Raw genomic sequence first — 12,693 nt, forward strand, 5'->3', positions numbered from 1 at the left:
CAGTACGCGGGCCGGGCGAGCGGTAAAAGGCCGCCATGGTGATCCATTCGCCCTTCGAGAGAGCCGATGACCGATATCGAGACCCCCAGCCTGTTCGCCAACAGTGGCGAGCAGCTGCCGCTGAAGGACTTCACCGAGAAGGCGTACCTGGACTACTCCATGTACGTGATCCTGGACCGTGCGCTACCGCACATCGGCGATGGGCTCAAGCCCGTGCAGCGCCGCATCATCTACGCGATGAGCGAGCTGGGGCTCTCGGCCACGGCCAAATACAAGAAGTCCGCGCGCACCGTCGGTGACGTCCTCGGCAAGTTCCATCCGCACGGCGACTCGGCCTGCTATGAGGCGATGGTGCTGATGGCGCAGCCCTTCTCCTACCGCTACCCGTTCGTCGACGGGCAGGGCAACTGGGGCTCGCCGGACGATCCCAAGTCCTTCGCCGCGATGCGTTACACCGAATCGCGCCTGTCGCGCTATGCGCAGCTGCTGCTCTCGGAGCTGGGGCAGGGCACGGTGGACTGGGTGCCGAACTTCGACGGCGCGCTGGACGAGCCGAAGGTGCTGCCGGCCCGGCTGCCGAACGTGTTGCTGAACGGTGGCTCCGGGATCGCCGTGGGCATGGCCACCGACATCCCGCCGCACAACCTGCGCGAGGTGGCTGCGGCCTGCGTGCATCTGCTGGAGCACCCGAAGGCGACTGTCGCGGAGCTGTGCGAGCATCTGCCGGCGCCGGACTTTCCCACCGAGGCCGAGATCATCTCCCCGCCCGCCGAGCTGAGCCGGGTCTACGAGACCGGCCAGGGCTCGATCCGTGCGCGGGCGCGCTATGAACGCGAAGGTGACGACATCGTGGTGACCGCGCTGCCGCATCAGGTCTCCGGGGCCAAGCTGCTGGAGCAGATCGCCAGCCAGATCCGCGCGAAGAAGCTGCCGATGGTCGAGGACCTGCGCGACGAGTCCGACCACGAGCACCCGACCCGCCTGGTGATTACCCCGCGCTCGAACCGCGTCGATGTCGAGGCGCTGATGGCGCATCTGTTCGCGACCACGGACCTGGAAAAGACCTACCGCGTGAACATGAATGTGATCGGCCTCGACGGCCGTCCGCAGGTGCGCGACCTGGCCGGGCTGCTGGGCGAATGGCTGACCTTCCGCATCGAGACCGTGCGCCGGCGCCTGCAATGGCGCCTGGAAAAGGTGCAGGCGCGGCTGCATGTGCTGGAAGGCCTGCTGATCGCCTATCTCAATATCGACGAGGTGATCGCGATCATCCGCGAGTACGACCAGCCGAAGCCCGAGCTGATGAGCCGCTTTGGCCTGTCCGACATCCAGGCCGAGGCGATCCTGGAGCTGAAGCTGCGCCACCTGGCCAAGCTCGAGGAGATGAAGATCCGCGGCGAGCAGGACGAACTGGCCAAGGAGCGCGATCAGCTGGAGAAGACCCTTGGGTCCGAGCGTCGCCTGCGCACCCAGGTGCGCCGCGAGATCGAGAAGGACGCCGCGGACTACGGCGACGAGCGCCGCTCGCCGCTGGTCCAGCGCGCTGCCGCGCAGGCACTGGACGAGTCCGCGCTGGTGCCCACCGAGCCGCTGACCATTGTGCTGTCGGAGAAGGGCTGGGCACGCGCGGCCAAGGGTCACGACGTGGATGCCCAGGGGCTCAGCTACAAGGCCGGGGATGCCTTCCAGGCCGCGGTCACCGGGCGCAGCAACCAGCCGGTCGCGTTCATCGACTCCACCGGCCGCACCTATACCATCCCCGCTCACACCCTGCCGTCCGCGCGCGGGCAGGGCGAGCCGCTGTCCGGCCGTGTGAACCCGCCGGAGGGTGCGCGCTTTGTCGGCCTGGCCACCGGGGCGGAGGAAGATCGCTGGCTGCTGGGTTCGGATCACGGCTACGGCTTCGTCGCGAAGCTGGGTGATCTGCTGGGCCGGCAGAAGGCGGGCAAGAACGTGCTCACGGTGCCCGACGGGGCGGCGGTGCTACAGCCGGCCTCGGTGCGCAACCCGCACGAGGATCACATCGCCGTCGTCACCACGCGTGGCTACCTGCTGCTGTTCCCGGCCACCGAGCTGCCGGAACTGGCGCGCGGCAAGGGCAACAAGCTGATTGGCATCCCGTCCGCCGCCCTCAAGGACGGCTCCGAGCGGGTGCTCGGCGTGGCCGTGCTGGGCCCGCAGGACACCTTGGTCGTGCATGCCGGCAAGCGCTTCAAGGCGCTGGCCCCGACGGAGTGGGCGGAGTACGTGGGCGAGCGCGCCCGGCGCGGGCGCCAGCTGCCGCGCGGCTACCAGAACGCCGATCGCCTGGAAGTGCGCAGCGCCTGATTGGCAAGCGTGGCCGTCTACCGCCAAGCGCGGGGGAGCGGCTGGATGTCAGGCGCAGGCTCGGCCCAGCAGACCGCTTGCGTCCGTCTCGGCGAGCGGGCGGTGGTAGAGGTATCCTTGGCCAATCGGGCATCCGAGCTTCGCCAGGTGTCGTGCGTCGGCCTCGGTCTCGATGCCCTCGGCGACGGTGGTCAGGCCGAACCCGCGCCCCACCGACAGGATGGCGCGGGCCAGAGTGTCCATGCTCGGGTTCGCGGATACGCCGTCTATCAGGCTGCGGTCGATCTTGATGGCCGTAACCGGCAGGCGACGCAGGTACGCCAGCGATGAGTAGCCGGTACCGAAGTCATCAATCGCGATCGATACCCCGAGGGCCCTAAGGGCCCGAAGTTCCTCTACTGCCGCGTCCACGTCGTGCATTACCGCAGTCTCGGTAATCTCGATCTCCAGTGCGCTGCCGTTCAGGCCGTTGGCCTTCAGCGCGCTTTCCACTGCATCCACCAGCGATCTGCCGGATCGGGTCAGGGCGGCGAATTGCTGGGTGGAGACATTGACCGCGATCGGCGGGCAGTGCCCGCTGGCCTCGCGCCAGCGGCGGGCGGCGGCCAGTGCCTCGTGCAGGGCCCATTCTCCCAGCTCGGCGATACGCCCGGTGTTCTCCGCCAGCGGGATGAACTCCGCCGGCGAGATGAGCCCAAGACGCGGATGCTCCCAGCGCATCAGGGCCTCGAACCCGACCAGGCAGCCGCTGGCGAGCTCGATCTTTGGCTGGTAAAGCAGGTGGAACTGGTCTTGCTCGCGGGCGACCGTCAGACCGTATTCCAGTTGGTGGCGTCGGCGTGCAGCCTGCTCCAGTACGGGGTCGAAGCTGAGCCACTCGCTCCCGCGGCGTTCGCCCTTGGCCAGGGTCAGCGAGACCCGGCGGATCAGTTCCTCAGTGTCGCGACCATGATCGGGGGCCCGGACGTGTCCGGCGGAGGCACTGGGGGTGATCTCGTAGCGCCCCAGGCGCAGGTGCGCCATCGAGGCATCCAGGCAGTCCTGCAGGGTGCTGGTGGCAATGCTCTCGCTGCTGGCCACGGCGAGCAGCAATGTGGAACTGCCCCAGATGCCGCACAGTACTCGCCCCGGGGTCTGATCTTCCAGGGCCAGGCGCAGCCGCTGGCCGATCTCGCGCAGCATCAGGTCGGCCGCGGCATAGCCCTCAAGACGTTCCACTGCCTCGTGACCACGGACGTGCACCATGACCAGGTCCAGGGCGCTGCCGGTCTCGATGGTCCCGTCAATGAAACGCAGCAGTGAATGCCGGTTTGGCAGGCCGGTAGCCGGGTCGTGGTGGGCCAGGTGCTCGAGGTCCTGTTCGGTGCGTTGCAGGGTGCGCACACGGTCGGCCAGGCTGCGCGACAGGTCTTCGGCGCGATCGTGGGCGGCGTTGTGCAGCGCCCGGACCCGCAGGAGATTGTCGATCCGCTGCACCACCTCGGTGGTGTTGAACGGCTTGGTAATGAAATCCAGCGCCCCGGCGGCGAGGGCCTGTTCCCGGGTCTGGGGGTCGATCTGCGCGGTCAGGACGATGACCGGCAGCCAGTCGCCCTCCGCCAGGTCGCCGTTCAGTTGGCGCATCACCTCGTGGCCGTCGATACCGGGCATGCGGATGTCCAGCAGCACCAGGTCGAAGGGTTCTTCGCGCCAGCGCTCCACCGCGCGTTCCCCGCTGGTTTCGCTGGCGACATCCCGGAACCCGGCCCCCTCGAGGATGGCCCCGAGCAGATCCACGTTCATCCGGTTGTCGTCCACGATCAGAATGCGGGCATCGCGGGGGCTGTCAGCGGGTGTAATCATCGGCGTCCGTGCGACTCGCGGAAGGCTCGAGCAGTGGGTCGAGGGCCGCGAGGAACCGCGCTATATCCAAGGGCTTCGTGAAGTAAGTCACAAAATCCGGGTTTTGGTTCCCGTCATCGACGGCCTCACGCGTGGCATCGGCACTCAGGGCGATGATCGGGACCTCCCGGGTCTCCGGACGCGCGCGCAGGAGGCGGGCGGCCGCGGTCCCGCTCATCCCGGGCAGGTGGATGTCCATGATCACCAGATCCGGGGGGTTCTCCCGGGCGAGCATCAGGCCCTCCTCAGCGCTTCCCGCCGTCTGTAGTTCGATCCCGTCGCGAAGCGCCAGGATCTCTTGCATCAGGCTGACATTGGCTGGATTGTCCTCGACATACAGCACCCGCCGGCACAAGTCCGTTCTCGGTGCATCGTCGAGCGACCGGGTTGTGTGTTCCTGGGTCGCTGGACGCTCGGCGGCGCTGGTCATGGGCAGGGTGAAGAAGAATTCCGTGCCTTCGCCCTCCTGGCTTCGGTATTCGAGTTCGCCACCCATGTGTCGCACCAGCTCCCGAGTGATGACCAGTCCGATTCCGGAGCCCTGGATGGCGCCGGTCTCGTGCCCGAGGCGGCTGAAGGGCCGGAACAGTTCGGCGCGGCGGTCTTCGGGGATCCCCAGGCCGGTGTCCCGGACACGGAATTCCACGCGTCCGTCGGGCATGGGGGTCACGTGGACGCGCACGATGCCCTCGTCGCGGTTGTACTTGATCGCATTGCTGAACAGGTTCAGCAGTACCTGCTTGAGCCGTGTGCGGTCGGCCTGTACGGCGGGCAGGGCGGGTTCCGGAGGCGGAAAGTCCAGCTGGATGCCCCGTTCGCTGGCCGCGCCCTCGATCATGCCGCGGCACTCCGCGAGGGTCATGGCGGGATCCGTAGGCTCCAGTGACAACGCGATTTGCCCTGCCTCGATGCGGGACAGGTCCAGGATGTCATTGATAAGGGCCAGAAGGTGGTGTCCGCTGCGCTCGATGTGCTCGACCTGGCGCTGCTGGCGCTCGGGCAGTGGGTGGGCCCGGTCGGCCCGCATCAGCTGGGAGAACCCCAGGATGGAGTTCAGTGGGGTGCGCAGCTCGTGGGACATGTTTGAGAGAAACTCGGACTTGGCACGATTGGCCCGTTCGGCCTCCGCCAGTTCGCGGCGCTGGCTCTCGCGCAGGTCGGTGAGGTCCGTGACGATACCGATGTAGTGGGGCTGCTCTTCGATTCGAACCTCGCTGACCGCGAGCTGCATCGGAAAGGTGGAACCGTCGCGGCGCAGCCCTTCGACCTCGCGCCCGCTGCCGATCACCCGCGCTTGCCCCGTTTCGCGGTAGTGACGCAGGTAGTCGTCGTGTTCGTGGGCCCAGCGTGACGGCATCAGCATGGATACGTTGTGCCCGAGGACTTGATCCGCCGGGTAATCGAACAGTCGTTCGGCCGCCGAATTGAACTGCTCGATATGGCCAGTGTGGTCGATCTGGATGATGCCGGCCGCGGCCGTTTCGAGTACGGCGGCGAGACGCTGGCCCTGAGCATCCAGTGCGCTGCGGCTGTGCCCCAGGTCGCGGCGCGCGAGGTACTCGCGCAGCAACGAGGTGGCGATTTCGCCGAATTCGCGCAGATCCGTCGCCTCCTCTGAACGGAAGCGGCGTGGTTGCGTGTCGATGATGCACAGATTGCCGACTGCAAGCCCGGGCTCGGGTGTCAGCGGGATCCCGGCGTAGAAGCGGATGCCGGGCTCGTCGAGGACCAGCGGGTTGTCGGTAAAACGCGGGTCTGCGGTGGCATCCTCGATGATCAGGAGTTCATCCGGCCGGGCCAGAGCGTGTGCACAAAAGGAGATGCTGCGCTCCGTGCCGGCCCCGAGCGGACCCTGTGGCGCGATGAAGCACTGGCATTGCTCGTCGACCAGCGTGACCGTGGCCATGGGGACGTCGAAGTGGCGCGCGACGAGCCGCGTCAGCGGCCGAAACAGGTCGTGGTCGCTGGTTTCCAGGGGCAGGCGGTGCACTGCCTCCAGACGTGCCTGCTCGTTTTCGGGCAAGGGTGCGGAGGGCATCGGCCGGGACCGTAGGAATGGCCTGGCAGTATGCGGGAAGAATGGCGTTGATGGGAGGGGGCCGGCAGGGTTGGGGGCTGGGAACCGCAGCGCCGGAATGTGGTCCTTAAGGAAATACTGATGAATATACACGCTCGCTGCTTCGTCGCTTTTGCGTGCGAACAAGGCGCGGTGACTGCCGTGCAGTCATTCTGCACAAAGGAGGCGCAACGCCGCTGTTCCCACGCTTCGGGGTTGGCACCCCAGGTTCCCCGATCCTGCGTTGCGCCCCGAATCAATCAAAAGCGGGCGGGTAGAACCACTACCCGTTGCACGACGCGCCTTGTCTCGGAAAACCTGGGGTACCAACGCGAGCGTGTATATTCATCAGTGTTTCCTTAAAGCGGCGCGGTATCCCGCCGGTGGTGATGAAATACCGCCGGCGAGCCTTGAATTCCGGCGCGTGGCAACCATTTAATACGCATCCACCGATTCCGACTGATGGGGTACAGGAAGGCTTCATGAAACGTATTGCGCTGTTTCTGGCGACAAACTTCGCCATCATCATCGTGCTCAGTATCACCCTGCGCCTGCTGGGTGTGGAGCGCATTCTCGACGAGGAGGGGGTCCACCTCGACCTCAATGCGCTTCTGATCTTTGCCGCGGTGTTCGGCTTTGGCGGGTCCTTTATCTCGCTGGCCATCTCCAAGTGGATGGCCAAGAAGACCATGAAGGTCCACGTCATCGACAAGCCGCGCAATGCCACCGAGCAGTGGTTGCTGGAGACCGTTCAGCGCCAGGCCCGTGAGGTCGGGATCGGCATGCCGGAGGTGGGCATCTATGACTCGCCGGACCCGAATGCCTTCGCCACTGGCATGAGCAAGAACAATGCGCTGGTTGCGGTCAGCACCGGGCTGATGCAAAGCATGGGTCAGGGCGAGGTCGAGGCGGTGCTGGGCCACGAGGTCGGGCACGTGGCCAACGGCGACATGGTCACGCTGGCGCTGATCCAGGGCGTGGTGAATACCTTCGTGATCTTCCTGGCGCGTGTGGCTGGGCATTTCGTCGACCGCGTGGTTTTCAAGAACGAGTCCGGTCATGGCCCGGCGTTCTGGATTACCACCATCGTGACGGAGATCATCCTGGCGATCCTGGCCTCGATCATCGTCATGTGGTTCTCGCGCCAGCGCGAGTTCCGGGCCGACGAGGCGGGAGCGAAGCTGGCCGGACGCGAAAAAATGATCGGTGCACTGGAGTCGCTGGCGCGCGCCTCCGGGCGCCAGGTGGACATGCCCGATCAGATGGCGGCCTTTGGCATTCGCGGGGGCATGGCCCAGGGGCTGAAGAAGCTGTTCATGAGCCACCCGCCGATCGAGGAGCGCATCGCGTCGCTGCGTGCGAACAGCTGATTCACCTCCAGCACCAGGGGCAGGAACGCGGAAGGCCGCCGACAGGGCGGCCTTCTTCGTTGGGAGGCTGGTTACTCGTAGGATGCGTTGAGCGCAGCGCGACGCATCAATAATAGCGTCCGCGCCCGGGCTGACCGCCAGCAGCGAGAGCGGCATCGCCCACAAAAGGGTTGCTGCGGCGCTCTTCCCCGAACGTCGACTCCGGGCCGTGGCCGGGCACAAAGCGCACATCGTCGCCCAGCGGCCAGAGGCGCCGGGTGATGGATTCGATCAGTTGCGGCCCGTTGCCGCGCGGGAAGTCGCTGCGGCCGATGGCGCCATGGAACAGGACATCGCCCACCAGGGCGAGGCGGCTCTCGCGGTCGAAGAATACGATATGACCCGGGGTGTGCCCCGGGCAGTGCAGCACCTCGAGCGTGACCTCGCCCAGCTGCAGATTCTCGCCGTCGTGCAGCCAGCGATCCGGAACCAGCGCAGGCATCTCGGGAAAACCGAACATCTGGCACTGCATCGGCAGCTGATCGAGCCAGAAGGCATCTTCAACCTGAGGGCCCAGGATCGGGATATTGCAGCGGCGCGCCATCTCGGCGGCGGCCCCGACATGATCGAGGTGGCCATGGGTCAGCAGGATGCAGTCCAGCCGGACATCCTGCCGTCGTGCGATCTCGATCAGCGTGTCGGCCTCGGCCCCGGGGTCTACCCAGGCGGCGGCGCGGGTCTGGTCGCACCAGATCAAGGTGGCGTTCTGCGCGAGTGCGGTAACGGGGTGGCTCAGGTGCTGGAGCATATGGGCTGTGCAGATCGGTGACGAGAACGCGGATTGTGCCCGTTTTGGATTCGTGACGGGAATTCGGGAATAGAACGCGCGCGCCTGCGTCTTAAAGGGTGTGCAGATCTTTAGAAAAAGCGGTCGAGCGGAGCAGCCCAAGAGTACGACCCCCTGCGTACGAGGCTGCTTGACAAGAAGATCGCTATATTAGAAGATTTGCATATGCTGATTGCTGCCCCCCCTGGTAGCGTCAGCAGACTCCTCCATCCTCCTTTGGTGGTTTTCTTGGCGCGGGCTTCGACCCGCGCTTTTTTTTGCCCGGAATTCGCATCCCGACAAAGCCCTGCCTAACATGACGGCGATGTCCGGATCCCCGAACGCCTGATGCCCACACGTCTGAACAGTCTGCGCAATGCGGTGTTGCTGTTTGTCCTGCTGCCCCTGTTGCTGGTGGTCGGCGGCACGGTGACGCTCGGGCTGCAGGAGTTCCAGACGCAGATGGAAAATCGCATGCAGGCCGATATCGAGCTGGTTGCGCGTTCCATTCGCCTGCCTGTGGCCACCGCGATGATTGACCAGGACGTGACCACGGTGCAGCAGTCGCTGGACTCGTTGTTCCAGATCGATCAGGTGTTCGGCGTCTACGTCTACGACGCCCAGGGCGACATGGTCGCCACCAGCGGGCCGCCCAGCCCCACCATTCGCCACCCGGGCGAGGCCCAGGCGATCAGCGAGACGGGCAGCCTTGGCGCCTTCGACGAACATCAGGGGCGCGAGGTCTTCTCGTTCTTCCTGCCACTGTCGGATTCCGCCGGGCGGATCGTCGGCCTGTTGCAGGTGACGCGTGACGTCTCGCCGTTCCGGGCCTATGTCTCGCAGCTGCGCTGGCAGGGGGGCATGGTGATGCTGGCGGTCAGCGTGCTGTTCTTGCTGGTGGTCCTGATTGGGCACCATCGAGCGGTCGGGCGTCATGTAGCGCGCCTGATCGGTGCCATGCGAGATATTGGCGACGGGCAGCGGGGGCTGCGCGCCCCGGAGAAGGGACCCTGGGAACTGCGCCGTCTGGCGATCACGATGAACGGGATGCTGGAGCGCCGCGAGGCCTCAGAGGCGGCATTGCAGGCGCAGCGCGAGGAGCAGGCACGGCTCGAGGAAAAGCTGCGCCACTCGGAAAAGCTGGCTGCCATTGGTCAACTGGCGGCCGGGGTCGCGCATGAGCTGGGGACACCTCTGGGTATTATCGCCGGCCGGGCCCAGCGTGCCGCGCGGCGCTTGCCCGCGGACGACCCCGCGCACAAGGAGATGAAGGAGCTGCAGGCGGAGCTCGAGCGCGTGGAGACCATCGTCCGCCAGCTCCTGGATTTCGCGCGCCGGAATCCGTTGCAGCAGCGCCCGCTGGAGCTGCAGGGCCTGGTCCGCGAGATCGTGGCGCGCGTACAGGAACGTGGCAAAGGGCGCGAACAGGTGCGCTTTGATCTGGATGGCGGGGCGTTGACGGTGGCGGCGGACCGGTTGCGTCTGGGGCAGGCGCTGGAGAATCTGATCGACAACGCTGCGCAGGCTGCTGCCGAATGTGTGCGGGTGAGTTGGCGCTGCCAGGGCGACACGCTCGAATGTGTGATTGCGGACGATGCCCCGCGCGCGGGGCGCGGAATCTCCGATGAGCAGGCTGACCGCTTGTTCGAGCCCTTTTTTACGACCAAGCCGACGGGCGAGGGGACCGGCCTGGGGCTGGCGGTCGCACAAGTGGCGCTGGAGGACCATGGTGGCCAGGTAAGGCTGGATCGCAACGATCCGCAGCTCACGCGTTTTGTGGTCACGCTCCCGCTCGCGTCCGGCGCCTGTCGCGACAGGCAATCGGAACCGTCCGGGGCGGAGTCGGTCCAGGACGGGCACGCAACAGGTGGAGGAGCGGAATGAGCATGGCCCGGGGTGACGAGCTGAACAATCGCGTGCTGGTCGTCGAAGACGACCGGGGCCATCGCGAGCTCCTGGCCGAAGAGCTGGCCGAAGTGGGCTACGCGGTCACTGCGGTGGAGACGGCCGAGGAGGCCGAGCAGGTCCTGCGGCAGCAAACGGTTTCCCTGGTGGTCAGCGATCTGCGACTGCCCGGTGCCGATGGCTTCCATGTGCTGGAGGTGGCGCGCGACACGGTGCCGGTGCCCGGGTTCATCATGCTCACGGGCTTCGGCACGATCGATCAGGCCGTGACAGCGCTGAAGGCGGGTGCGGACGACTTCCTGACCAAGCCCGTCGATCTGGAGCATCTGCGTCTGGCGGCCGAACGGGTGGCCGAGGCCCGCCGCCTTCGGGCCGAGGTACGCCAGTATCGCGAGGTCCTTGCGGGCGACGAGAGCTTTCATGGCATGCAGGGCAAGAGCCCGGCGATGCTCAAGCTGCATGACCTGATCCGTCGGATCGCCGCGGCCGATGGCAGCGTACTCATCACCGGCGAATCGGGGACGGGCAAGGAGCTGGTGGCCCGCGCGCTGCATGCGGAGAGTGCCCGCGCCGATGGCCCATTCATCGCGCTGAACTGTGCGGGCATCCCGGAGACCTTGCTGGAGTCGGAGTTGTTGGGGCATGTCGCCGGGGCGTTCAGTGGCGCCAAGGGCGCGCGGCGTGGCCTGTTTACCGAGGCCGACGGCGGCACACTGTTCCTCGACGAGATCGCCGAGATGCCGGTGGCCATGCAGAGCAAGCTGCTGCGTTTGCTGCAGGACGGGCGTGTCCGGCCGGTGGGTTCCAACGAGGAGATCGAGACGGACGTGCGCATTGTGGCCGCCACCCACCAGGATCTGCAGGAGCGTATTCGTCACGAGCAGTTCCGCGAGGACCTCTATTACCGTCTCGAGACCTTTCGTATCGAGATCCCGCCCCTGCGCGATCGCGGTGATGACATCGAGCGCCTGGCGCAGCAGTTCCTGCGCGAGCAGGCGCTGGCGCGCGGGCTGCCCGTGCGCGAACTCAGCCCGGAGGCCATGCGTGCCCTGCTGCGCTACGGCTTCCCCGGGAACGTCCGCGAACTGGCCAGCCTGATGGAACGCGCGGCGACGCTCGCATCCGGGGAGGTGATCGAGCTACGCGATCTGCCCGAGCGTGTGCGCCAGTCCGGGGCCGCTAGCGGCTCGGGTGAATCGTCCGGGAATGTCTCTGGAGCCGACCTGCCGATACCCGGCGCCGGTGATGACAGCCACTGGCCCAGCCTCGCCGAGGTGGAGCAGGCCTATCTGCATCGGGTCCTGGAGCATGTCGAGGGCAACAAGCAACGCGCCGCGCGTATCCTGGGGATCGGCCGCAAGACGCTTTATCGCAAGCTGGGCGAGAGCGAGTCGGATTCCTGACCGGCGTTATCTGCTGCGCGCCGCGCCTGGTCTCGGAAAACCTGGGGTACCAACGCGAGTGTGTACATTAATCAGTGTTTCCCGAGTGCCTCTGCTCGGCGCCTCTCCACCGTTCACGGTCGGCTCTATCGTGACCCTTTTCACCCCTCCCAGCCCCTGATGGGCCGTACTGACCCGGGTCGCCCTGACCCATGTGTCGTTTTGACCCGCATCTCATTGTGACCCAGGCCCACCTGCAGGCCCTTTGGGTATTCGTAACACATTGAAGATTATAGTTTTGTTCTCTTTTGGTCGTTTTTGGCACGGCTTCTGCTAATTCCTTGGGTGCAGTCAACCGAAAGCCAATCGAGCCGTTCCGTTGACTGTGCTGAAACCTTAAATGAAGGAGAGAAGCACAATGTCGACTTTTCGTAAATCTGCTCTAGCAATCGCGATGAGTTCCCTTTTTGCCCTCGGTGGTCTGAGCGCCGCCCAAGCCATGGGCGAAGGTGCCGAGGCGCCGGATGAAGAAGAGGCGCAGGAAGAACAGGGTGGTATGCCGCCCCAGATGATGGTCCAGGCGGGTGAGCCTGCCGCGCCGCCGGCCGATGATGACGACGAGGATCGGGACGGCGGTGGCATGCCTCCGCAAATGGCCCAGGCCGGTGAACCGGCTGCTCCGCCCGCGGATGACGACGAAGACGAGGGCAACGGCGGTATGCCTCCGCAGATGACTCAGGCTGGTGAGCCGGCTGCCCCGCCCGCGGACGATGATGATGACGACCGCGAAGGCGGTATGCCGCAGATGGCCCAGGCGGGCGGCGCTGAAGCCCCGGCTGGCGATGATGACGACGACGAAGACGACGCCCCGGATTGGTAAGGGGCTAACGGGCAAGCCGGGCAGTGTTCGTCTGCCCGGCCCCCATCTCTGAGGCAGGAGCCTCGAGTTTTTTCACCCAGAGGAAG

The 12,693-nt window shown here is 66.0% G+C and carries 8 protein-coding genes; 5 read left to right on the forward strand and 3 right to left on the reverse strand.

Annotated features, from left to right (window positions below; translation table 11 throughout):
• Positions 1–66: 66 nt before the first annotated feature.
• Positions 67–2,328 (forward strand): DNA topoisomerase IV subunit A, encoded by a 2,262-nt coding sequence (gene parC, locus F467_RS0104935; RefSeq protein ID WP_018138556.1) that lies wholly within the window; start codon positions 67–69, stop codon positions 2,326–2,328.
• A 48-nt stretch (positions 2,329–2,376) separates the two neighbouring features.
• Here the strand turns inward: parC and F467_RS0104940 are convergent, their stop codons facing one another.
• Together F467_RS0104940 and F467_RS0104945 are read right to left on the reverse strand one after the other, a co-directional pair.
• Positions 2,377–4,170 carry a bifunctional diguanylate cyclase/phosphodiesterase gene (locus F467_RS0104940; RefSeq protein WP_018138555.1) on the reverse strand — a complete coding sequence of 598 codons (1,794 nt, stop codon included), beginning with the start codon at positions 4,168–4,170 and terminating at the stop codon, positions 2,377–2,379.
• A complete protein-coding gene (locus F467_RS0104945; RefSeq protein WP_018138554.1) occupies positions 4,154–6,247 on the reverse strand; it encodes an ATP-binding protein in 2,094 nt (697 codons plus the stop codon). Before F467_RS0104945 ends, F467_RS0104940 begins: the two co-directional genes overlap by 17 nt.
• 500 nt (positions 6,248–6,747) lie before the next feature.
• Between F467_RS0104945 and htpX the strand changes: the two genes are divergently transcribed.
• Positions 6,748–7,635 carry a protease HtpX gene (htpX, locus tag F467_RS0104950; RefSeq protein ID WP_018138553.1) on the forward strand — a complete coding sequence of 296 codons (888 nt, stop codon included), beginning with the start codon at positions 6,748–6,750 and terminating at the stop codon, positions 7,633–7,635.
• Between the two features lie 106 nt (positions 7,636–7,741).
• Here the strand turns inward: htpX and F467_RS0104955 are convergent, their stop codons facing one another.
• Positions 7,742–8,422 (reverse strand): MBL fold metallo-hydrolase, encoded by a 681-nt coding sequence (locus F467_RS0104955; RefSeq protein WP_018138552.1) that lies wholly within the window; start codon positions 8,420–8,422, stop codon positions 7,742–7,744.
• A 366-nt stretch (positions 8,423–8,788) separates the two neighbouring features.
• Here F467_RS0104955 and F467_RS0104960 point away from each other — a divergent pair, with 366 nt between their 5' ends.
• The 3 genes from F467_RS0104960 to F467_RS0104970 all read left to right on the forward strand — a co-directional run bounded on the left by F467_RS0104960 (position 8,789) and on the right by F467_RS0104970 (position 12,607).
• Positions 8,789–10,324, forward strand: coding sequence for an ATP-binding protein (locus tag F467_RS0104960; protein ID WP_018138551.1), 1,536 nt, complete (start codon positions 8,789–8,791; stop codon positions 10,322–10,324).
• Positions 10,321–11,748 carry a sigma-54 dependent transcriptional regulator gene (locus tag F467_RS0104965; protein WP_018138550.1) on the forward strand — a complete coding sequence of 476 codons (1,428 nt, stop codon included), beginning with the start codon at positions 10,321–10,323 and terminating at the stop codon, positions 11,746–11,748. The genes F467_RS0104960 and F467_RS0104965 overlap by 4 nt, the downstream gene beginning before the upstream one ends.
• A 397-nt stretch (positions 11,749–12,145) precedes the next feature.
• The gene (locus F467_RS0104970) at positions 12,146–12,607 is read left to right on the forward strand and encodes a hypothetical protein (RefSeq protein ID WP_017925836.1); all 462 of its coding nucleotides are present in this window, start codon (positions 12,146–12,148) and stop codon (positions 12,605–12,607) included.
• Positions 12,608–12,693: the final 86 nt, after the last annotated feature.

The organism is Thioalkalivibrio sp. ALJ12 (assembly GCF_000378305.1).
Classification (GTDB): Bacteria; Pseudomonadota; Gammaproteobacteria; order Ectothiorhodospirales; family Ectothiorhodospiraceae; genus Thioalkalivibrio.